Genomic DNA, 22,111 nt, shown 5'->3' on the forward strand with positions numbered 1-22,111 from the left:
GCGCCGCCTACGGTCGCCAGGTGAACAGCAGCAACCAGGGACACCCCGCACCGCGCACCGGCGCACACCGGGCGCACGGGCGCACGCCCCCCGAGGGGACCAGGGTGGAGCAGCCGCCACCGTTCCGGTACGAGCCCTACCTGGACGGGCTGTTCACGTACTGCCTCTCGGTCCTGTGCGACCACGACACCGCCACCGACGTGCTCGGCGACGTCCTCGCCGTCGCCGAGCGGTACCCCGGCCGCTGCCCCGACGAGGGGGACCGGCGGGCCTGGCTCTACGCCCTCGCGCGCTGGGCCTGCCTGCGGCGGCTGGCCGAGCGGCGGCGCGAGCGGTACGGGTACGGGGGAGCGCATTCCGCCCGGCGTACACCGGAGCATGCGGCACCCGGCCGTGCGCCGGACACCGCGAACGCCGACGCGAACGCCACCGCGAACGCCGATGCGAACGCGGCCGCTAACGCCGCCTCGTACGGAGCCTCGTACGGAGCCTCGTACGGAGCCCCGTACGGGACCGCACGGTCCGGCGGATCCGGCGGTATCTACGGCCCAGGCGGCCCCGGCGGTATCGACGCGTCGGCCCACCGCCGCACCGAACTCGCCCGCCTCGCCTGGCCGGAGGCCGCCGGCACCAGCCCCGAGCAGCGCGAGGCCCTCGAACTCGCCGTCCGCCACCGCCTCGCCGTCCCCGAACTCGCCGCCGTCCTCGGCACGCCCCCGGCCACCGCCCGCGAGCTGCTCTCCGGCGCCGCCTGCGAGGTCGAGCGCACCCGCGCCGCCCTCGCCGTCGTGGAGACCGGAAACTGCCCGAGCGTCTCCCGGCTGACCGGCCAGGACGACGAGGGCGGGGGAGACGGCGGCGGGAACGTCCTGCTGTCCTCCGCCCTGCGCGCCGAGCTGGTCCGCCACGTCGACGACTGCCCGCGCTGCCGCCGCGTGGCCGAACGCGTCGGAGCCGGCGCGCCCTGGCCCGGCTCGGGCGGCATCAACACCGCCGCCCTCCCGCTGGTCCCGGCCCCGCGCACCGCCGTCCGCGCCGCGATGCTCCGCTCCGGCAGCCGCCGCGGCGCCGGGACCGGACCGCGCTTCGACCGCACCGGCTTCCCGATGGACCCCAAGGACCGGGCGGCCCGCCGCGACCGGCTGCGCGCCCGCGCCGTGACCACCACCGTGGTCGCCACCGTCGTCGCGGCGCCGGTCCTGGCGCTGTGGGCGGCCTACCGGGGCGCCCCCAGCACCGGGGAACCCGTCGGCAGCACCTCCACCCGCATCTCCGCGAGCGAGGCGGAGCTTCCGCTGCCGCGCACCGACGGACGCCCGCTGACGGCGTACGAGAACGCCGGCAACGCGGCCGTCACCACCGACGGCCCCGGCTTCGCCGAAGGCAGCGCCGCCCCCGACGTCTCCGTCGAGGTCATCAGCAGCGGCCAGCCCTCCGCCACCCCCGGCGCACCCGGTGCTCCCGGACGGCTGACCGCGAGCGCCGCCTCGCACGGCGCGACCACCCTGCTCACCCTCACCGCGTCGGGCGGCGCCCCGGTCGACTGGCGGCTGTGGTCCGACGCCCCGTGGCTGCGCGCCAGCCACACCTCGGGCCGGCTGGCCCCAGGAGAATCGGTCACCCTGCGGATCACCGTGGACTCCGAGGCCCAGCCCGTCGGGGCCTGGAGCGCCCGCGTCGGGGTGGACCCGGGCGGCGCGGTGATCTCCGTCCAGGGCCGCGGCCGCCCCGCGCCGACCCCGACACCCACGCCGCACGACCCGACGCCGACCCCGACCCCGACACCCACGCCGCACGACCCGACTCCGACGCCCACCCCGACGCCCACGCCCACGCCGACTGCGACGCCGACCCCCACTCCGAGCCCGTCGGAGGGAACACCGTCACCGACGCCCCCCGCGACGACTCCGTAGGGCTCGACCACGCCGTTGGGCTACTGAACGGCCGGATCCGCGGGGTGCGGGGCCATCGGCAGCAGCGAGGAGAGCCGCGCCTCGCACAGCCCCACGAGCACCTCGTACGCCGCCTTGCCCATCAGCTCCGTCAGCTCGGGCCGGTACGACACGTACACCGGCTCGCCGGCGCCGTGCGCGGAGGTGGCCGACGTGCACCACCAGTGCAGGTCGTGGCCGCCGGGACCCCAGCCGCGCCGGTCGTACTCGCCGATCGACACCTGGAGCACGCGGGTGTCGTCGGGCCGGTCGATCCAGTCGTAGGTCCGGCGGACCGGCAGCTGCCAGCACACGTCCGGCTTGGTCTCCAGCGGCTCCTGTCCGCTCTTCACCGCCAGGATGTGCAGGGAGCAGCCGGCTCCCGCCGGGAACCCGGGCCGGTTCAGGAAGATGCAGGCGCCGTCCCAGCGGCGGGTCTGCTTCTCCCCGTCGTCGTCGTGCTGCGTCCAGCCGGTCTCGCTGCCGACGTCGTGGAACTGCCACAGCTCCGGGGTCAGCCGCGCCACGTTCTCGGCGACCCGCTTCTCGTCGTCCTCGTCGGAGAAGTGTGCGCCCAGCGTGCAGCAGCCGTCGTCCGCGCGGCCCGCCTGAATGCCCTGGCAGCCGCTGCCGAAGATGCAGGTCCAGCGGGAGGTGAGCCAGGTCAGGTCGCAGCGGAAGACCTGCTCCTCGTCGGCGGGGTCGGGGAACTCCACCCAGGCCCGCGGGAAGTCGAGCCCCTTCTCGTCAGCCGGCCCGGATGCGGCGGCCTTGGCGGACTTCGCCTTTGCCGCCTTCCCCGCCTTCCCCGTCTTCTCCGAGGTGTCCGAGGTGTCCGACCGGGACTTGGACTTGTTGGCCTTCTTCGTATTTGGCACAAACCCAAGCCTAAGCGCCCCTTACTCCACCCCTACGCCTTTGGCCCAGTAGCGTTTCCCCCCATGAGACTCGGTGTCCTCGATGTGGGTTCGAACACGATCCATCTGCTGGTGGTGGACGCGCACCCCGGTGCGCGCCCGCTGCCGGCGCACTCGCACAAGGTGGAACTGCGCCTGGCGGAGCTCCTCGACGAGCACGGCGCGGTGACGCCGGAGGGGGTCGAGCGGCTCGTTTCCGTCATCGCGGACGCGGTGCAGGCGGCCGAGGACAAGGGGTGCGAGGACGTACTCCCCTTCGCGACGAGCGCGGTACGGGAGGCCACGAACGCGGACGAGGTCCTCGCCCGGGTCAAGTCGGAGACGGGCATCGACCTCCCCGTGCTGAGCGGCGACGACGAGGCCCGCCTGACCTTCCTCGCGGCGCGGCGCTGGTTCGGCTGGTCGGCGGGCAAGCTGCTGCTCCTGGACATCGGGGGCGGCTCGCTGGAGATCGCGTACGGCATCGACGAGGACCCGGACGCCGCCGTCTCCCTCCCGCTCGGCGCGGGACGGCTGACGGCGGGCTGGCTGCCGGGCGACCCGCCGGACCAGTCGGACATCAGGGCGCTGCGCCGCCACGTACGGGCGCAGATCGCGCGCACGGTCGGCGAGTTCAGCCGCTTCGGGACTCCGGACCGGGTGGTGGCGACCTCGAAGACCTTCAAGCAGCTGGCCCGGATCGCGGGCGCGGCCCGCTCCGCCGAGGGCCTGTACGTCCAGCGCGACCTGACCCGCAAATCCCTGGAGGAGTGGGTCCCGCGCCTGGCGGCGATGACCACCGCGCAGCGGGCCGCCCTCCCCGGAGTCTCGGAGGGCCGTTCCAACCAGCTGCTCGCGGGGGCGCTGGTCGCGGAGGGCGCGATGGACCTCCTGGGCGTGGACGCCCTGGAAATCTGCCCCTGGGCCCTGCGCGAAGGCGTGATCCTCCGCCGCCTGGACCACCTCCCGGGCTGACCCCCGCGCCCCCGGGCCGTCCTTCCACCCGTCCGGAGTTCACGGACCGGGGTCCGGGGCGAGAGGCCCGGGGCGGAGAGGTCCGGGGCGAGAGGCCCGCGGCGAGAGGCCCGGGGGGAGAGCCGGACCCCGGGTGTGCGGGGACCCCGATACCCTGTCCCCGTGGCAAAACCAGTCCGGATCCCGACCGCGAAAGTCGCCCTCTCCACCGCCTCCGTCTACCCGGAGTCGACGGCGACCGCCTTCGAGATCGCCGCGCGCCTCGGCTACGACGGCGTCGAGGTCATGGTCTGGACGGACCCGGTCAGCCAGGACGTCGACGCCCTGCGCCGCCTCTCCGACCACCACCGGGTCCCGATCCTCGCGATCCACGCCCCCTGCCTCCTCATCACGCAGCGCGTCTGGTCCACCGACCCCTGGACCAAACTCCAGCGCGCGCAGGTGGCGGCCGAACGCCTCGGCGCGAGCACCGTGGTCGTCCATCCCCCCTTCCGCTGGCAGCGCCAGTACTCCCGCGACTTCGTCACCGGGATCTGGCGGATGGCGGACGAGACCGACGTCCGCTTCGCCGTCGAGAACATGTACCCCTGGCGCTACCGCGACCGCGAGATGCTCGCGTACGCCCCCGAGTGGGACGTCACCAAGGACGACTACCGCCACTTCACGGTCGACCTCTCCCACACCGCGACCGCCCGTACCGACGCGACCGCGATGATCGACCGGATGGGCGACCGGCTCGCGCACATCCACCTGGCCGACGGAAACGGTTCCGCGAAGGACGAGCACCTCGTCCCCGGCCGCGGCAGCCAGCCCTGCGCCGAACTGCTGGAGCGGCTCGCCGCCACCTCCTTCGACGGCCACGTGGTCATCGAGGTCAACACCCGCCGCGCGATGTCCTCCGCGGAGCGGGAGGCCGACCTCGCCGAGGCACTGGCCTTCACCCGGCTCCACCTCGCGACGGCCCCCGGCCCGGCGGTCAGGACCCCGCGCCCATGACCGAGCCCCTCCCCACCCCCGCCTCCGCGGCGACCCCCGCCCCCGCCCCCGCGGCGGCGAGCCCCGCCCCGCCCGGCGCGGCGACCCCCGCGACCAAGCCCGCCCCCCGCCGCCGCGGCCCCGGCCGCCCCCGCCACGACGAGGCCGAGGACGGTCCCGGCACCCAGGAGCGCATCCGCCTCGCCGCCCGCGCCGAGTTCGCGGCGCGCGGCTACGACAAGACCTCCGTGCGCGGCATCGCCAAGGCGGCCGGCGTGGACCCGGCCCTGGTGCACCACTACTTCGGCAGCAAGGACGACCTCTTCGCCGCCGCGATCGAGCTCAGCATGGAGCCCGCCCTCGTCGTACCGGCGCTCCTCGCCCCCGGCCCCGACGGCATCGGCGAGCGCCTGGCCCGCTACTTCCTCGGCGTCTGGGAGAACCCGGTCACCCGGGCCCCGCTGCTCGCCGTGATCCGTTCGGCCCTCACCCACGAGGCCGCCGCGAAGGTGCTGCGCAGGCTGGTCCTGACCCGGCTCCTGGAGCGGATCGCGGCCGACCTGAACGTCCCCGACCCGACCTTCCGCGCCGAGCTCGCCGCGTCCCACATGGTCGGCATCGCGATCCTGCGCTACGTCGTCCAGATCGAGCCCCTCGCGTCGGCGGACCCGGAGACCATCATCGAGATGGTGGCCCCCACCCTCCAGCGCTACCTGACCGACGCATGACCGAGTAGTGAGCCACCCGTCCCGTCATGCGGACACCGTGTCCGTTATCGCGGGCGAGGGGCGTAGCCTCGTAACCGAGCCATATCCACAGTCGCGGCAGGCGTGCACACGCCACCGCACTCATGGGGAGTGAACCCGATGCCCGAGCTGAGGTCCCGCACCGTCACCCACGGCCGCAACATGGCGGGCGCACGCGCCCTTATGCGTGCGTCGGGCGTAGCGAGCGGGGACATCGGGAAGCCGATCATCGCGGTCGCCAACTCCTTCACGGAGTTCGTCCCCGGCCACACCCACCTGGCCCCGGTCGGCCGCATCGTCTCCGACGCGATCCTCGCCGCCGGTGCCGTCCCCCGCGAGTTCAACACCATCGCGGTCGACGACGGCATCGCCATGGGCCACGCCGGCATGCTGTACTCCCTGCCCTCCCGCGACCTCATCGCGGACAGCGTCGAGTACATGGTCGAGGCCCACTGCGCCGACGCCCTGATCTGCATCTCCAACTGCGACAAGATCACCCCCGGCATGCTGATGGCCGCCCTGCGCCTCAACATCCCGGTCGTCTTCGTCTCCGGCGGCCCGATGGAGGCCGGCCAGGCCACCCTCGTCGACGGCACCGTCCGCAAGCTCGACCTGATCGACGCCATGGTCGACGCCTCGAACGAGAACGTCTCCGACGAGGACGTGCTCCGCATCGAGGAGAACGCCTGTCCCACCTGCGGCAGCTGTTCCGGCATGTTCACCGCCAACTCGATGAACTGCCTCGCCGAGGCCATCGGCCTGGCCCTCCCCGGCAACGGCTCGGTCCTCGCCACGCACACCGCCCGCCGCGCCCTCTACGAGGACGCCGGCCGCACGATCGTGGAGATCACCAAGCGGTACTACGAGGACGGCGACGAGTCGGTCCTCCCGCGCAACATCGCCAGCCGCGACGCCTTCGAGAACGCCATGGCCCTCGACATCGCCATGGGCGGATCCACGAACACGATCCTCCACCTCCTCGCCGCGGCGCAGGAGGCGGGCCTGCAGTACGACCTCACGGACATCGACGCCGTCTCGCGCCGGGTCCCGTGCCTGTCCAAGGTCGCGCCGAACGTGGCGCCCGGCGGCACGTACTACATGGAGGACGTCCACCGGGCCGGCGGCATGCCCGCCATCCTCGGTGAACTGCACCGCGGCGGCCTCCTGAACAAGGGCGTCAACTCCGTCCACTCCGCCAACCTGGAGGAGTGGCTGGCGAAGTGGGACCCCCGCTCCGGCACGGCCTCGGCCGAGGCCATGGAGCTGTGGCACGCCGCCCCCGGCTGCAAGCGTTCCGCCACCGCCTTCTCCCAGTCCGAGCGCTGGGAGACCCTGGACCTAGACGCCGAGGGCGGCTGCATCCGCTCCGTCCAGCACGCGTACTCCAAGGACGGCGGCCTCGCCGTCCTGCGCGGCAACATCGCGGTCGACGGCTGCGTCGTGAAGACCGCGGGCGTCGACGAGTCGATCTGGACCTTCGAGGGCCCGGCCGTGGTCTGCGAATCGCAGGACGAGGCCGTCGACAAGATCCTCCGCAAGGAGATCAAGGCCGGCGACGTCGTCGTCATCCGCTACGAGGGCCCGCGCGGCGGCCCCGGCATGCAGGAGATGCTCTACCCGACGTCCTTCCTCAAGGGCCGGGGCCTCGGCAAGGTCTGCGCCCTGGTCACGGACGGCCGTTTCTCCGGCGGCACCTCGGGCCTCTCCATCGGCCACGCCTCCCCGGAGGCGGCCTCGGGCGGCACCATCGCGGTCGTGGAGGACGGCGACCTCATCCGCATCGACATCCCGAACCGCTCCATCGAGCTCCTGGTCGACGAGGCCACGGTGGCGGCCCGCCACGCGGCCCTCGGCGGGGTCTACGCCCCGAAGGACCGCGAGCGCAAGGTCTCCGCGGCCCTGCGCGCCTACGCGGCCATGGCCACCAGCGCCGACAAGGGCGCGGTCCGCGACGTCTCCCTCCTGGAAGGCTGACCCCGGCCCTCCAGGCCCGGCCCTCCAGGCCCGGCCCTCCAGGCCCGGCGATCGAGGCCCGGCCCCCGCACTCCGGCTCCGGCCCCCTCCGACACCTTCGGACGGGGCCGGCCCCGTTTCACCACCCGGCGGGATCCCCCGCCGCCACCGCGAACACGGTCCCGTCCGGAGCCGAGGCGTACACCCGGCCGTCCGCGACCACGGGCGCGGGCAGGCTCGCCGCGAAGGTGTCCTTCCCCGTGCCCATCCGGGGCTTGGTCTGCCCCAGTAGCCGCCCCGAGCCCGCGTCCACGGCGAGGAGCCGGCCGTCCGGGGCCGTCAGGTAGACCCGCCCGTCGGCGAACACCGGCCGGGAGGCCAGGGCCAGCCCCGTCTCCAGCCGCCACTCCTCCTTGGCCGGTCCCACGGCCACCAGCGCGCCCGGGGCGCCGAAGACGTACACGGTGCCGTCCGGCCCCACGCTCGCCTCGGCCTGGTACAGCGGAGTCGCCAGCCGTACCCGCCCCACCGCGCGCGTGCCCAGGTCCACCCGTACGACCGCGTTGGCCCTGGCCTCCTGGGCGCCGGTCTCCAGCAGGAACAGCGCGCCGCCCGCCACGCCGACGGGCTGCAGCAGTCCGGCCGTGCGCGCCTGCCACCGCACCGACCCGTTCGCGGGGTCCACCGCCGACAACTGCGTCGACTTCCCGTCGCGGGCGGGCGTCGCCCCGTACAGCACCGGTCCGCCGGGTCCCTCCGGCGCGCCCCACCACAGGGAACCCACACCGCCGACGGGCTTGGTCCACAGCTCGGCGCCGCCCGCCGCGTCCAGGGCGGTGACCGCTCCGCCCGCCGCGGCCACCAGCACCGTCGCGCCGAGGGGTACGACGTGCGAGCCGTCCGGGAGGCTCCGGTGCCAGCGCTCGGCGCCCGTCGCGGGATCCCGCGCCTGGAGCAGCCCGCTGCCGGGAGCCGTGACGAGCACGAGCCCGCCCGCGTGGAGGGGAGCGCTGCCGGTGGCCGGCCGGACGTCCGCCCCGGTCTCCCGCAGCTTCCACACGGCAGCCCCGTCCGCCGGGCCTAGCCGGGCCACCGCCGGGCCCGGTCCCGAGCAGTACAGGGCCGGGGCCTGCCAGGAGCACGCCTGACTGCGCTCGCCCAGCCGTACCGACCACGGAGCGGGCCGCGCCGCGGGCGCCGGCGCGGCTGCGCCCCCCGACGGCCCCGTGCCGGGTCCGGTCCCGGACCCGGCGGCGGATCCGGACCACAGGTATCCGCCGACGGCCCCCGCCACGAGCAGCAGCCCGAGCCCGGCCGACACCGCCACCCGGGTCCGCCGCCCGCCCGAGGGCGGCGGGGGAACGATCCGCTCCCGCAGGTGCGTGGCCTCGTCCGTCCCGCCGGAGGGTCTCCGCGGCCGCGGGACGAAGGCCTGCGTGTCCAGGTCCGTCGGGTACGCCACCGTACGCAGCGCCACGATCAGCTGGTCCGCGCTCGGCCGCTCCGCCGGGTCCTTGGCCAGGCACTGCGCGACCAGCGGGACGAGCCGCTCCGGCAGGCCGGTCAGATCGGGTTCGCTGTGCACCACCTGGTACGCCACGAGGTAGTGGCTGTCGGAGTCGAACGGCCCCCGCCCGGTCGCCGCGTGCACCAGTACCGCCCCGAGGGCGAAGACATCGGCCGCGGTCCCGACCTCGCGCGGCCGCTGGAACTGCTCGGGCGCCATGAACGGCGGGGTCCCGATCAGCTTCCCCGTCTCGGTCCGCAGATCGCTGTCGGCCGGCCGCGAGATCCCGAAGTCGATGACCCGCACCCCGTCCGGGGCCATCAGCACGTTGCTGGGCTTCAGGTCCCGGTGCACGACCCCCGCCCGGTGGATGTCCCGCAGGGCCTCCGCGAGTCCGGCGGCGAGCCGCGCCAGTTCCCGGGGCTCCAGCACGCGCTCCCGTACCCGCTCGGCGAGCGTCGGGGCATCGATGAACAGCGTGGCCATCCAAGGCCGTTCGGCATCGGGGTCCGCGTCCACGACGGGCGCGGTGAAGGCTCCGCTCACCCGCCGGGCGGCCGCGACCTCCTGCCGGAACCGGGCCCGGAACTCCGGGTCCACCGCGTGCTCCGGGTGCACGATCTTGACGGCGAGTTTCAGCCCCGACTCGGAGGTGGCCAGGTGGACGACGCCCATGCCGCCGGAACCGAGCACGGACTCGAGCCGGTACTGCCCGGCATACTCCGGAAACCCCGCGTAGTCCGCATGCACTGAACGCACCGCTCACCACCCCCGCCGGAGCCTAGTCGATGGTCCGTGCGAATCTCCAAGGTCCTGCTACCCTGCGCGAGTTGCGCAGTGCAACGTCGTAGGGGGGATTTTCCGCATGGCCATCGAGAGCGATTCCGGCCAAGTCCAGAGCCTGGCGTCGGGTTCCGGATTTCCGACATTCCCGGTCGCACCGGGCTACCGGGTGAACGTCCGCAACGGTCCCGGCACCAACTACTCCGTCGTCCGCGTCCTGCCGCTCGGCGCGACCGTCGGGATCCGCTGCCAGTGCGAGGGCATGACCGTCTCGGGCCCGTACGGCACGACCGACCTGTGGGACTGCATCGGCAACGGCGAGTTCGTCTCCGACGCCTACGTGAAGACGGGCAGCGACGGCTGGGTCACCAGCCGCTGCGGCTAGGCCGCCTCTTTCGGATCTTGCCGGGCCCGCGACGTAGGCCGTCTCGCCCATCTCGCGGTCTGCCCCGTGAGGCACCCCGGGCCCGCCACGGCCGGCGGGGGATAATCGCTGGTGTGAGCGACGACCAGCGAGACCAGACCCCCGCCGAGCCGGCCGCCGGGGCCCCGGCGCAGCCCGCGGTGTCCACCGGCCCCGAGCCCGAGCCGATCCGGTTCTTCGGCACCACGTGGGTGAACCACGACGGCGGCTATCTCGCGCGCCGCGCGGGCGTGGCCCTCGGCGCGCTGGCCCTCGCCGTCATCGGAGCCTTCCTGCTCCGCTTCTCCTACGAGGGCCTGGAGATCGGCAACGTCGGCTCCTTCCTCAGCATCTCCGTCGTCGTCCTCTTCGCGATCGCCAGCTCCATCGCGTTCGTCAAGACCTGGGAGTCCTTCGGCCGCCGGCAGGCCCCGTCCTCCGACGAAGCGGCCCTCAAGGGCCTCAAGGCGATCGGTTTCATCGGCAGCCTCATCGCGTACTTCCTGCGCTGCTTCGCCGAGGCCCCAGGCGAGAAGCTGCGCCGCACCGAGTACGAGCACGCCTCGGCCGAATTCGCCCGCCGCCGCAGCTCCCGCACGGGCAACCCGGCCGCCCGCCGCCCCAAGCGCAAGAAGTAGCCCCGGCCCCGGCCACTCCCGGCAGACCCCAGGCCCCCGTGGGCTTGCGTCAGGGGCGCAGCCGGGAGCATTATTCATCACATGATGAATAACCAGGCGGGCGCCGCCGTCCACGCAGCCGGCCTCACGGTCCGCCGCGGCACCGGCCGCACCCCCCGCACCGTCATCGACGGCATCGACTTCGACGTGCCCCGCGGCCGCATCACCGGTCTCCTCGGCCCCTCCGGCTGCGGAAAGTCCACCCTGATGCGCTCCGTCGTCGGCACCCAGGCCCACGTCACCGGCACCCTCGAGGTACTCGGCAGCCCCGCCGGCCACCCCGCCCTCCGCTCCCGCATCGGCTACGTCACCCAGGCGCCCTCCGTCTACGACGACCTCACCGTCCGGCAGAACCTCGACTACTTCGCCGCCGTCCTCGACCCGGGCCGCGCCGCCGGCGACCGCCGCCACGAGACCGTCACCCGGGCCATCGCCGACGTCGACCTCACCAGCCGCGCCACCGCCCTCGCCGGGAACCTCTCCGGCGGCCAGCGCAGCCGCGTCTCCCTCGCGGTCGCCCTCCTCGGCAGCCCCGAGCTCCTCGTCCTCGACGAGCCGACCGTGGGCCTCGACCCCGTCCTGCGACGCGACCTGTGGAACCTCTTCCACGACATCGCCGCCACCCGCGGAGCCACCCTCCTCGTCTCCTCCCACGTCATGGACGAAGCCGAGCGCTGCCACGACCTGCTCCTGATGCGCGAGGGCCGCATCCTCGCGCAGGGCACCCCGGCCGCACTGCGCACCCGTACCAACGCCGACACCGTCGAAGAGGGCTTCCTCCGCCTCGTCGACGCGGCCGTCGCCGAAGCCGCCGGCACCCCGGCCGCACACCCCGAAGCCGCCAACGCCGAAGCCGCCAACGGGAGCACCCGATGAGCATCGCCCGCACCACCGCCACCGCCGCCCGCGTCCTGCGCCAGCTCCGCCACGACCCGCGCTCGATCGCGCTGATGCTGCTGGTCCCCGTACTGATGCTGATCCTGCTCCGCTACGTCTTCGACGGCAGCCCGCAGACCTTCAACAGCATCGGCGCCAGCCTCCTCGGCATCTTCCCGCTGATCACGATGTTCCTGATCACCTCCATCGCGACCCTGCGCGAGCGCACCTCCGGCACCCTCGAACGCCTCCTCGCCATGCCCCTCGGCAAGGGCGACCTCATCGCGGGCTACGCCCTCGCCTTCGGCGCCATGGCCGTCATCCAATCCCTGCTCGCCACCGGCGTCGCCCTGTGGGTGCTCGGCCTCGACGTCATCGGCTCCCCGTGGCTGCTCCTGCTCGTCGCCCTGCTCGACGCACTCCTCGGCACGGCGCTCGGCCTCTTCGTCTCCGCCTTCGCGGCCTCCGAGTTCCAGGCCGTCCAGTTCATGCCGGCCGTGATCTTCCCGCAGCTCCTCCTGTGCGGCCTCTTCGCCGCCCGCTCCACCATGCAGCCGGTCCTGGAGGGCATCTCCAACGTCCTGCCCATGTCCTACGCCGTCGACGGCATGACCCAGGTCCTCACCCACACCGACATGACCACCGACTTCGTCCGCGACGCCTTCGTCGTGGCCGGCTGCGCCCTACTGGTCCTCGGCCTCGGCGCCGCCACCCTCCGCCGCCGCACGCCCTGACCGCAGTCCGGACACCACGCCGCCCTGCCCCGCCCTGGTGCAAGGATGAGCACGTAGACGTAGCTCACGTGCAAGAACAGTTCGGCGAGGTGAATCGGGCATGACCCAGACAGTCGCAGTCCTCGGTACCGGCAAGATCGGCGAGGCCCTGCTCAGCGGGATGATCCGCGGCGGCTGGCCCGCCTCCAAGCTCCTCGTCACCGCCCGCCGCCCGGAACGCGCCGAGGAGCTCCGCACCCGCTACGGCGTCGAGGCCGTCTCCAACGCCGAAGCCGCCAAGCGCGCCGACACCCTCATCCTCACCGTGAAGCCGCAGGACATGGGCAAGCTCCTCGAAGAGCTCGCCCCGCACGTCCCCGCCGACCGCCTGGTCATCAGCGGCGCCGCCGGCATCCCGACCTCCTTCTTCGAGGAACGGCTCGCCTCCGGCACCCCCGTCGTCCGCGTCATGACGAACACCCCCGCCCTCGTCGACGAGGCCATGTCCGTCATCTCGGCCGGCAGCCACGCCACCGCCGCACACCTCCTGCACACCGAGGAGATCTTCGGCGGCGTCGGAAAGACCCTGCGCGTCCCCGAGTCCCAGCAGGACGCGGCCACCGCCCTGTCCGGCTCGGGCCCGGCCTACTTCTACTTCCTCGTCGAGGCCATGACCGACGCCGGCATCCTCCTCGGCCTGCCGCGCGCCCAGGCCCACGACCTCATCGTCCAGGCCGCCATCGGCGCCGCCGTCATGCTCCGCGACAGCGGCGAGCACCCGGTCAAGCTCCGCGAGGCCGTCACCTCCCCGGCCGGCACCACCATCAACGCGATCGTGGAGCTGGAGAAGCACGGCGTACGGGCGGCCCTGATCGCCGCCCTCGAAGCGGCCCGCGACCGCAGCCGCGAACTCGCCTCCGGCAACAGCTGACACCCGGCCGGTACGGGGCCGCGCGCGCAGCCCCGTACCCGCGCCAGGGCCCTTCAGGGCTCGAGCAGCCCGATGGCCCGGTACGCCTCGTCGACGACGGGCCGCGCCATCGCCCGCGCCCGCCCGGCCCCCGCCCGCAGCACCGCCTCCACCGTCCCCGGATCGGCCGCCAGCTCCGCGTGCCGTGCGCGGACCGGCCGGAGCAGCTCCACCACGGCGTCGGCCACGTCCCGCTTGAGCGCCCCGTACCCGCTGTACCCGTCGGCGAGCTTCTCCGGTTCGCTTCCGGTGCAGGCGGCGAGGATGTCCAGCAGGTTCGCCACCCCCGGCCGCTCCGCCCGGTCGTAGACCACCCCGCCGTCCCCGCTGTCGGTGACGGCCCGCATCAGCTTCTTCCGCACCGCCTCGGGCTCGTCGAGGATGAACACCACTCCCGGGCCCGCGTCCCCGGACTTCCCCATCTTCGAGGTCGGGTCCTGAAGGTCCATGACCCGCGCGGCCACCACCGGATGCGTGGCCCTGGGCACGGTGAAGGTGTGTCCGTAGCGCTGGTTGAAACGGACGGCCAGATCCCGGGTCAGCTCCACGTGCTGGCGCTGGTCCTCACCCACCGGCACCTCCTCGGTCCGGTAGGCCAGGATGTCCGCGGCCATCAGCACGGGATAGGTGAGCAGCGACAGCCGTACGCCCTCCCCCGAGGCCTGCGCCTTCGCCGTCTTCTCCTTGTACTGCACCATCCGCCGCAGTTCCCCGTCGGAAGCCGTGCACTCCAGCAGGTACGCCAGCCGCGCGTGCTCGTCGACGTGGCTCTGCACGAACAGCGTGCACTTCTCGGCCGTCAGCCCGGCGGCCAGCAGCAGCGTCGCGGCCTGCCGGCTGAGCCGGCGTACCCGGGCCGGATCGTGCTCGACGGTCAGGGCGTGCAGATCGACCACACAGAACAGCGCCTCGTCGGGCTCCTGCTCGGCGGCGACCCACTGCCGTACGGCCCCCAGGTAGTTCCCCAGTGTCAGATGCCCGGTCGGCTTGACCCCGCTGAAGATCCTCGTCATGTCCCTGCTCCCTGCTGCTCTCGGTGTGGGTGCCGACGGCCACCGCGTCGGGCGGCCGGGCCACTCCCGGGAGGGGAGAAACGAAAACGGCCGCCGTGGTCGGCGGCCGTCGAGCGCGTGCGTGCTCGCGTGGATGGTCGGCCGCCGTCAGGCGGCCCACCAGCGAAGGTCGGGCATGAGCGCACGCGTAGTCATGGAGCAGAGGTTAGACCGTGGCGGGTCGGGACCGCGTGAGGTTTGCGCACTCCGCGTGCCCGGCGAGCCGGGGGTTGACACAGGTGTGCCCGATCCGTAAGGTTCTTCGAGTTGTCCGAAGTGAGCGCCGACCCCGGTCGGTCCCCGGACAGCCATCCCGCACTACACATTCGAACGAACGACTCGCTTTGTCGTCCCGTTTTCATGCGTATTTGCGAATGAGGAATCCGCGTCCACGGACGCAGTCGCCGATTAGGTTCGGGGGCAAGGAATCCGCTACTGTCTCACTCGTCGCAAGGGCCCAACAGCCCGAACGGCAAATCCCGTTGACTGGGAGTCAGGCCCGAAAGGATCTGATAGAGTCGAACTCGCCGGAAAGGGAAAACGCGAAAGCGAAGAACCGGAAGGCGGAAAACAAGCGAGACTGACTCTGATAGAGTCGGAAACGCAAGAACGAAGGAAGCGCCCGGAGGAAAACCCGCGAGGGTGAGTACAAAGGAAGCGTCCGTTCCTTGAGAACTCAACAGCGTGCCAAAAATCAACGCCAAAAGTTGATACCCCGTCCATTTCGGTGGATGAGGTTCCTTTGAAAAAGACCTGTGAGGTCGCGGCTTCGGCTGTGATGCTTGCAGGCAATTACACAGCGAGGACGCAGTGGACGGTCGGTCTTATTCCGACATGACTGTCCCGCTCTAAGTGCGTGTGCAACCGGGCAGCTTTTAATTAAGCACAGCCGGGTAAACATTCATGGAGAGTTTGATCCTGGCTCAGGACGAACGCTGGCGGCGTGCTTAACACATGCAAGTCGAACGATGAAGCCCTTCGGGGTGGATTAGTGGCGAACGGGTGAGTAACACGTGGGCAATCTGCCCTTCACTCTGGGACAAGCCCTGGAAACGGGGTCTAATACCGGATAACACTCCTGCCTGCATGGGCGGGGGTTAAAAGCTCCGGCGGTGAAGGATGAGCCCGCGGCCTATCAGCTTGTTGGTGGGGTAATGGCCCACCAAGGCGACGACGGGTAGCCGGCCTGAGAGGGCGACCGGCCACACTGGGACTGAGACACGGCCCAGACTCCTACGGGAGGCAGCAGTGGGGAATATTGCACAATGGGCGAAAGCCTGATGCAGCGACGCCGCGTGAGGGATGACGGCCTTCGGGTTGTAAACCTCTTTCAGCAGGGAAGAAGCGAAAGTGACGGTACCTGCAGAAGAAGCGCCGGCTAACTACGTGCCAGCAGCCGCGGTAATACGTAGGGCGCAAGCGTTGTCCGGAATTATTGGGCGTAAAGAGCTCGTAGGCGGCTTGTCACGTCGGATGTGAAAGCCCGAGGCTTAACCTCGGGTCTGCATTCGATACGGGCTAGCTAGAGTGTGGTAGGGGAGATCGGAATTCCTGGTGTAGCGGTGAAATGCGCAGATATCAGGAGGAACACCGGTGGCGAAGGCGGATCTCTGGGCCATTACTGACGCTGAGGAGCGAAAGCGTGGGGAGCGAACAGGATTAGATACCCTGGTAGTCCACGCCGTAAACGTTGGGAACTAGGTGTTGGCGACATTCCACGTCGTCGGTGCCGCAGCTAACGCATTAAGTTCCCCGCCTGGGGAGTACGGCCGCAAGGCTAAAACTCAAAGGAATTGACGGGGGCCCGCACAAGCAGCGGAGCATGTGGCTTAATTCGACGCAACGCGAAGAACCTTACCAAGGCTTGACATATACCGGAAAGCATTAGAGATAGTGCCCCCCTTGTGGTCGGTATACAGGTGGTGCATGGCTGTCGTCAGCTCGTGTCGTGAGATGTTGGGTTAAGTCCCGCAACGAGCGCAACCCTTGTCCTGTGTTGCCAGCATGCCCTTCGGGGTGATGGGGACTCACAGGAGACCGCCGGGGTCAACTCGGAGGAAGGTGGGGACGACGTCAAGTCATCATGCCCCTTATGTCTTGGGCTGCACACGTGCTACAATGGCCGGTACAATGAGCTGCGATACCGTGAGGTGGAGCGAATCTCAAAAAGCCGGTCTCAGTTCGGATTGGGGTCTGCAACTCGACCCCATGAAGTCGGAGTTGCTAGTAATCGCAGATCAGCATTGCTGCGGTGAATACGTTCCCGGGCCTTGTACACACCGCCCGTCACGTCACGAAAGTCGGTAACACCCGAAGCCGGTGGCCCAACCCGTAAGGGAGGGAGCTGTCGAAGGTGGGACTGGCGATTGGGACGAAGTCGTAACAAGGTAGCCGTACCGGAAGGTGCGGCTGGATCACCTCCTTTCTAAGGAGCACAGTACCGATTGCAGACAAATGTTCTGCACGGTCAGCTCATGGGTGGAACGTTGATTAGTTGGCACGGTTTCCTTGATGGATCACGAGTACTGCTTCGGCGTGGAAAGTGACTCACTGATGGGGGATCGTGCTTGGCACGTTGTTGGGTATCTGAGGGTACGGCCGTAAGGTCATGCCTTCTGTGATGCCGGCCCCAGTGAACTTCATCTTCGGATGGGGGTGATGGGTGGCTGGTCGTTGCTTGAGAACTACACAGTGGACGCGAGCATCTGTAGGCCAAGTTTTTAAGGGCGCACGGTGGATGCCTTGGCACCAGGAACCGATGAAGGACGTGAGAGGCCGCGATAGGCCCCGGGGAGCTGCCAACTGAGCTTTGATCCGGGGGTGTCCGAATGGGGAAACCCGGCAGTCGTCATGGGCTGTCACCCACTGCTGAACACATAGGCAGTGTGGAGGGAACGCGGGGAAGTGAAACATCTCAGTACCCGCAGGAAGAGAAAACAACCGTGATTCCGGGAGTAGTGGCGAGCGAAACCGGATGAGGCCAAACCGTATGCGTGTGATACCCGGCAGGGGTTGCGCATGCGGGGTTGTGGGAATTCTTTTGATCGGTCTGCCGGCCGGTCGGCGAGTCAGAAACCGTTGATGTAGTCGAAGGACATGCGAAAGGTCCGGCGTAGAGGGTAAGACCCCCGTAGACGAAACATCAGCGGCTTGCTTAAGAATCTCCCAAGTAGCACGGGGCCCGAGAAATCCCGTGTGAATCTGGCGGGACCACCCGCTAAGCCTAAATATTCCCTGGTGACCGATAGCGGATAGTACCGTGAGGGAATGGTGAAAAGTACCGCGGGAGCGGAGTGAAATAGTACCTGAAACCGTGTGCCTACAAGCCGTGGGAGCGTCGCGCATTGAGTTTACTCAATGCGTCGTGACTGCGTGCCTTTTGAAGAATGAGCCTGCGAGTTAGCGGTGTGTAGCGAGGTTAACCCGTGTGGGGAAGCCGTAGCGAAAGCGAGTCCGAATAGGGCGATTGAGTTGCACGCTCTAGACCCGAAGCGGAGTGATCTAGCCATGGGCAGGTTGAAGCGGAGGTAAGACTTCGTGGAGGACCGAACCCACCAGGGTTGAAAACCTGGGGGATGACCTGTGGTTAGGGGTGAAAGGCCAATCAAACTCCGTGATAGCTGGTTCTCCCCGAAATGCATTTAGGTGCAGCGTCACGTGTTTCTTGCCGGAGGTAGAGCACTGGATAGGCGATGGGCCCTACCGGGTTACTGACCTTAGCCAAACTCCGAATGCCGGTAAGTGAGAGCGTGGCAGTGAGACTGTGGGGGATAAGCTCCATGGTCGAGAGGGAAACAGCCCAGAGCATCGACTAAGGCCCCTAAGCGTACGCTAAGTGGGAAAGGATGTGGAGTCGCAGAGACAACCAGGAGGTTGGCTTAGAAGCAGCCACCCTTGAAAGAGTGCGTAATAGCTCACTGGTCAAGTGATTCCGCGCCGACAATGTAGCGGGGCTCAAGCGTACCGCCGAAGTCGTGTCATTGCAGCTATAGGGCCAACGCCCGCTGTGATGGGTAGGGGAGCGTCGTGTGCCGGGTGAAGCAGCAGCGGAAGCTAGTTGTGGACGGTTCACGAGTGAGAATGCAGGCATGAGTAGCGATACACACGTGAGAAACGTGTGCGCCGATTGACTAAGGGTTCCTGGGTCAAGCTGATCTGCCCAGGGTAAGTCGGGACCTAAGGCGAGGCCGACAGGCGTAGTCGATGGACAACCGGTTGATATTCCGGTACCCGCTTTGAAACGCCCAATATCGAATCAGGCGATGCTAAGCCCGTGAAGCCGTTCCGGACCCTTCGGGGAATGGAAAGTGGTGGAGCCGGCGGACCAGACTTGTAGTAGGTAAGCGATGGGGTGACGCAGGAAGGTAGTCCAGCCCGGGCGGTGGTAGTCCCGGGGTAAGGGTGTAGGCCGAGGGGTAGGCAAATCCGTCCCTCATATAAGGCTGAGACCTGATGCCGAGCCGATTGTGGTGAAGTGGATGATCCTATGCTGTCGAGAAAAGCCTCTAGCGAGTTTCATGGCGGCCCGTACCCTAAACCGACTCAGGTGGTCAGGTAGAGAATACCGAGGCGTTCGGGTGAACTATGGTTAAGGAACTCGGCAAAATGCCCCCGTAACTTCGGGAGAAGGGGGGCCATCACTGGTGATCGGATTTACTCCGTGAGCTGGGGGTGGCCGCAGAGACCAGCGAGAAGCGACTGTTTACTAAAAACACAGGTCCGTGCGAAGCCGTAAGGCGATGTATACGGACTGACGCCTGCCCGGTGCTGGAACGTTAAGGGGACCGGTTAGTCACATTTCGGTGTGGCGAAGCTGAGAACTTAAGCGCCAGTAAACGGCGGTGGTAACTATAACCATCCTAAGGTAGCGAAATTCCTTGTCGGGTAAGTTCCGACCTGCACGAATGGCGTAACGACTTCTCGACTGTCTCAACCATAGGCCCGGTGAAATTGCACTACGAGTAAAGATGCTCGTTTCGCGCAGCAGGACGGAAAGACCCCGGGACCTTTACTATAGTTTGATATTGGTGTTCGGTTCGGCTTGTGTAGGATAGGTGGGAGACTTTGAAACCCCAACGCCAGTTGGGGTGGAGTCGTCGTTGAAATACCACTCTGGTCGTGCTGGATGTCTAACCTCGGTCCGTGATCCGGATCAGGGACAGTGTCTGATGGGTAGTTTAACTGGGGCGGTTGCCTCCCAAAAAGTAACGGAGGCGCCCAAAGGTTCCCTCAGCCTGGTTGGCAATCAGGTGTTGAGTGTAAGTGCACAAGGGAGCTTGACTGTGAGACCGACGGGTCGAGCAGGGACGAAAGTCGGGACTAGTGATCCGGCGGTGGCTTGTGGAAGCGCCGTCGCTCAACGGATAAAAGGTACCCCGGGGATAACAGGCTGATCTTCCCCAAGAGTCCATATCGACGGGATGGTTTGGCACCTCGATGTCGGCTCGTCGCATCCTGGGGCTGGAGTCGGTCCCAAGGGTTGGGCTGTTCGCCCATTAAAGCGGTACGCGAGCTGGGTTTAGAACGTCGTGAGACAGTTCGGTCCCTATCCGCTGTGCGCGTAGGAATATTGAGAAGGGCTGTCCCTAGTACGAGAGGACCGGGACGGACGAACCTCTGGTGTGCCAGTTGTCCTGCCAAGGGCATGGCTGGTTGGCTACGTTCGGGAGGGATAACCGCTGAAAGCATCTAAGCGGGAAGCCTGCTTCAAGATGAGTATTCCCACCTCCTTGAGAGGGTAAGGCTCCCAGTAGACGACTGGGTTGATAGGCCAGATGTGGAAGCCCGGTAACGGGTGGAGCTGACTGGTACTAATAGGCCGAGGGCTTGTCCTCAGTTGCTCGCGTCCACTGTGTTAGTTCTGAAGTAACGAACTGTGTCATATCCGGTTGGTTAACTTCATAGTGTTTCGGTGGTCATAGCGTTAGGGAAACGCCCGGTTTACATTCCGAACCCGGAAGCTAAGCCTTTCAGCGCCGATGGTACTGCAGGGGGGACCCTGTGGGAGAGTAGGACGCCGCCGAACAATTATTGTGGGGAAGCCCCGCACCAGCCCTTATGGGTTCGGTGCGGGGCTTTTCTGCGTTTACCGGCAAAAACCTGTGGCCACCGGCCGGGCTCCATGGAACTCTGTCCGGCATGAACATGCATGTAGACCCCATTGACCAGGCGCGGCGCATCGTACGGGAACAGTTTCCCGATGCGCTGGTGGCGGTCCTGGGCGGGTCCACGGCCTTGGGGCGGGCCACGGCCAGCAGTGATCTGGACATCGTGGTGCTGGTCGGGGACGACGGCGAGACCTGCAGGGAGACCCTCCGCTTCGAGGGGCGGGTCGTGGAGCTGTTCATCCACACCCGGGCCGGCCTCGCGGAGCTCTTCGCCGTGGACCTGGCCGCACGCCGTCCGGTCCTGCAGGTGATCTACGCCACCGGTCTCGTCCTGCTAGACAGGGACGGCGGGGCGGCTCGCGTACGGGCGCTGGCCGAGGCGGATCTGCGGCAGGGGCCGCCTGCGCTGGACGCGGACACCGTGGAGACCAAGCGGTACGGGCTCACGGACGCGCTGGACGACCTGGGTGACGCCACCGACCCCGTCGAGCGGGTGGCGGTGGCCGGGGTGGTGCTGGCCGGCGCGGCCGACCTCCTCTTCGACCACCACCGGGCATGGACCGGTGTCGGCAAGTGGCTGCCGAGGCGGCTGCTGGAAGCGGACGGGACGCTCGGGGCGGCCCTGCTCGACGGGCACCTGCGGCTGTGCGCGACCGGAGATCCGCAGGCGCTGACGGGCGCGGCCTCGGCCGTCCTGGACCTGGCCGGCGGTCCGCTCCGTGAGGGCTACCGCCGGTTGTGGCGGAGCACCGCCGACCGGAGGTGAGGTCCCGGCCCGCGCCGTGTCCCCAGGGGCCCAGGAACTTTCGATGTCCTGCGGATGCCCGGCATGGGGTCCGGATGGATTTGTACTGACGGCTCGTAGGGTTGTCGCATGGGCTACGACCTCGTCATCTTCGACAACGACGGCGTGCTGGTGGACAGCGAGCCGCTCGCCAACAGCATCCTCTCCGGGTATCTGACCGAGCTGGGGCACCCGACCTCGTACGAGGAGTCGCTGCGCGACTACATGGGGGCCGCCGTGCACCGGGTGCACGACCTCGTGCGGGAGCGGACCGGGCAGGCGCTGCCCGCCGACTTCGACAGCACGCTGCACGCCCGTACCTCCGCCGCCTTCGAGCGGGAGCTCAAGCCCGTTCCCGGGGTCGAAGGGGTGCTGGCCGCGCTGGTCGAGGCCGGGACGGCGTACTGTCTGGCGTCCTCCGGGAGCCACGAGCGGATCCGGGTCGGGCACCGGGCCGCCGGGCTCGACGAGTGGTTCGAAGAGGAGTGGATCTTCAGCTCGGAGGACGTGGGCCAGGGCAAGCCCGCCCCGGACCTGTTCCTGCACGCCGCGGACCAGATGGGCGTCGACCCCCGCCGGTGCGTGGTCGTCGAGGACAGCCCGCTGGGCGTCCAGGCCGCCATCGCCGCGGGCATGGACGTGTACGGGTACACCGCGATGATGCCCGCCGACCGGCTGCCCGGCGCCACCGGGTACTTCGGGGACATGAACCAGCTGGCCGGGCTGCTGGGGCTGGAGGTCGGACCCGCCGGGTCGGCCGGGT

At 69.1% G+C, this 22,111-nt stretch carries 14 protein-coding genes, 3 rRNA genes and 1 pseudogene; 15 read left to right on the top strand and 3 right to left on the bottom strand.

The window, feature by feature from the left end:
• Positions 1-20 precede the first annotated feature (20 nt).
• Entirely contained in the window at positions 21-1,913 is a 1,893-nt protein-coding gene (locus tag OG904_RS16625) for a BACON domain-containing protein (protein ID WP_405491662.1), read from the top strand.
• A 20-nt stretch (positions 1,914-1,933) separates the two neighbouring features.
• Here the strand turns inward: OG904_RS16625 and OG904_RS16630 are convergent, their stop codons facing one another.
• Positions 1,934-2,809, bottom strand: coding sequence for a hypothetical protein (locus OG904_RS16630; RefSeq protein ID WP_405491663.1), 876 nt, complete (start codon positions 2,807-2,809; stop codon positions 1,934-1,936).
• Positions 2,810-2,872: 63 nt separating this feature from the next.
• Here OG904_RS16630 and OG904_RS16635 point away from each other — a divergent pair, with 63 nt between their 5' ends.
• The 4 genes from OG904_RS16635 (at position 2,873) to ilvD (ending at position 7,497) form a co-directional block, all read left to right on the top strand.
• Positions 2,873-3,802 carry a Ppx/GppA family phosphatase gene (locus tag OG904_RS16635; protein ID WP_405491665.1) on the top strand — a complete coding sequence of 310 codons (930 nt, stop codon included), beginning with the start codon at positions 2,873-2,875 and terminating at the stop codon, positions 3,800-3,802.
• Between the two features lie 162 nt (positions 3,803-3,964).
• Positions 3,965-4,798, top strand: a complete 834-nt coding sequence (locus OG904_RS16640; protein ID WP_405491667.1) for a sugar phosphate isomerase/epimerase family protein — start codon at positions 3,965-3,967, stop codon at positions 4,796-4,798.
• Positions 4,795-5,505 carry a TetR family transcriptional regulator gene (locus tag OG904_RS16645; RefSeq protein ID WP_405491669.1) on the top strand — a complete coding sequence of 237 codons (711 nt, stop codon included), beginning with the start codon at positions 4,795-4,797 and terminating at the stop codon, positions 5,503-5,505. Before OG904_RS16640 ends, OG904_RS16645 begins: the two co-directional genes overlap by 4 nt.
• A gap of 138 nt (positions 5,506-5,643) precedes the next feature.
• Positions 5,644-7,497 (top strand): dihydroxy-acid dehydratase, encoded by a 1,854-nt coding sequence (gene ilvD / locus OG904_RS16650; protein WP_405491671.1) that lies wholly within the window; start codon positions 5,644-5,646, stop codon positions 7,495-7,497.
• 118 nt (positions 7,498-7,615) lie between these two features.
• Here the strand turns inward: ilvD and OG904_RS16655 are convergent, their stop codons facing one another.
• Positions 7,616-9,742, bottom strand: coding sequence for a protein kinase domain-containing protein (locus OG904_RS16655; protein ID WP_405491673.1), 2,127 nt, complete (start codon positions 9,740-9,742; stop codon positions 7,616-7,618).
• A gap of 106 nt (positions 9,743-9,848) precedes the next feature.
• Here OG904_RS16655 and OG904_RS16660 point away from each other — a divergent pair, with 106 nt between their 5' ends.
• The 5 genes from OG904_RS16660 (at position 9,849) to proC (ending at position 13,366) form a co-directional block, all read left to right on the top strand.
• Entirely contained in the window at positions 9,849-10,151 is a 303-nt protein-coding gene (locus OG904_RS16660) for a peptidase (protein ID WP_405491675.1), read from the top strand.
• A 113-nt stretch (positions 10,152-10,264) separates the two neighbouring features.
• Positions 10,265-10,807 (top strand): hypothetical protein, encoded by a 543-nt coding sequence (locus tag OG904_RS16665; RefSeq protein WP_405491677.1) that lies wholly within the window; start codon positions 10,265-10,267, stop codon positions 10,805-10,807.
• An 81-nt stretch (positions 10,808-10,888) separates the two neighbouring features.
• Entirely contained in the window at positions 10,889-11,722 is an 834-nt protein-coding gene (locus OG904_RS16670; RefSeq protein WP_405491679.1) for an ABC transporter ATP-binding protein, read from the top strand.
• A complete protein-coding gene (locus tag OG904_RS16675) occupies positions 11,719-12,456 on the top strand; it encodes an ABC transporter permease (protein ID WP_405491681.1) in 738 nt (245 codons plus the stop codon). The genes OG904_RS16670 and OG904_RS16675 overlap by 4 nt, the downstream gene beginning before the upstream one ends.
• Before the next feature lie 100 nt (positions 12,457-12,556).
• Positions 12,557-13,366 (top strand): pyrroline-5-carboxylate reductase, encoded by an 810-nt coding sequence (gene proC, locus OG904_RS16680; RefSeq protein ID WP_405491683.1) that lies wholly within the window; start codon positions 12,557-12,559, stop codon positions 13,364-13,366.
• Between the two features lie 53 nt (positions 13,367-13,419).
• Here the strand turns inward: proC and trpS are convergent, their stop codons facing one another.
• Complete coding sequence (gene trpS / locus OG904_RS16685; RefSeq protein WP_405491685.1) at positions 13,420-14,418, bottom strand: tryptophan--tRNA ligase; 999 nt, start codon at positions 14,416-14,418, stop codon at positions 13,420-13,422.
• Between the two features lie 939 nt (positions 14,419-15,357).
• On the opposite strand from trpS, the gene OG904_RS16690 reads away from it, so the two are divergent.
• From OG904_RS16690 to OG904_RS16710, 5 genes and pseudogenes are all read left to right on the top strand, one after another.
• Positions 15,358-16,882 (top strand): 16S ribosomal RNA (locus tag OG904_RS16690).
• Positions 16,883-17,167: 285 nt separating this feature from the next.
• Positions 17,168-20,291, top strand: a 23S ribosomal RNA gene (locus OG904_RS16695).
• Between the two features lie 73 nt (positions 20,292-20,364).
• A 5S ribosomal RNA gene (gene rrf / locus OG904_RS16700) occupies positions 20,365-20,482 on the top strand.
• Together the 16S, 23S and 5S rRNA genes form the textbook arrangement of a ribosomal RNA operon.
• Before the next feature lie 113 nt (positions 20,483-20,595).
• Positions 20,596-21,330 carry a nucleotidyltransferase domain-containing protein gene (locus OG904_RS16705; RefSeq protein ID WP_405491687.1) on the top strand — a complete coding sequence of 245 codons (735 nt, stop codon included), beginning with the start codon at positions 20,596-20,598 and terminating at the stop codon, positions 21,328-21,330.
• Positions 21,331-21,438: 108 nt separating this feature from the next.
• Positions 21,439-22,077: pseudogene (locus OG904_RS16710) on the top strand (HAD family hydrolase); the annotation flags it as partial.
• Between the last annotated feature and the right edge of the window lie 34 nt (positions 22,078-22,111).

The organism is Streptomyces sp. NBC_00096 (assembly GCF_045041305.1).
Lineage (GTDB): Bacteria > Actinomycetota > Actinomycetes > Streptomycetales > Streptomycetaceae > Streptomyces.

Bases quoted from the DNA above. Each gene is read 5' to 3' on its own strand.
- trpS (WP_405491685.1), bottom strand. From the start codon at position 14,418: ATGACGAGGATCTTCAGCGGGGTCAAGCCGACCGGGCATCTGACACTG.
- OG904_RS16645 (WP_405491669.1), top strand. From the start codon at position 4,795: ATGACCGAGCCCCTCCCCACCCCCGCCTCCGCGGCGACCCCCGCCCCC.
- ilvD (WP_405491671.1), top strand. From the start codon at position 5,644: ATGCCCGAGCTGAGGTCCCGCACCGTCACCCACGGCCGCAACATGGCG.
- proC (WP_405491683.1), top strand. From the start codon at position 12,557: ATGACCCAGACAGTCGCAGTCCTCGGTACCGGCAAGATCGGCGAGGCC.
- OG904_RS16635 (WP_405491665.1), top strand. From the start codon at position 2,873: ATGAGACTCGGTGTCCTCGATGTGGGTTCGAACACGATCCATCTGCTG.
- OG904_RS16660 (WP_405491675.1), top strand. From the start codon at position 9,849: ATGGCCATCGAGAGCGATTCCGGCCAAGTCCAGAGCCTGGCGTCGGGT.
- OG904_RS16675 (WP_405491681.1), top strand. From the start codon at position 11,719: ATGAGCATCGCCCGCACCACCGCCACCGCCGCCCGCGTCCTGCGCCAG.
- OG904_RS16670 (WP_405491679.1), top strand. From the start codon at position 10,889: ATGATGAATAACCAGGCGGGCGCCGCCGTCCACGCAGCCGGCCTCACG.
- OG904_RS16705 (WP_405491687.1), top strand. From the start codon at position 20,596: ATGAACATGCATGTAGACCCCATTGACCAGGCGCGGCGCATCGTACGG.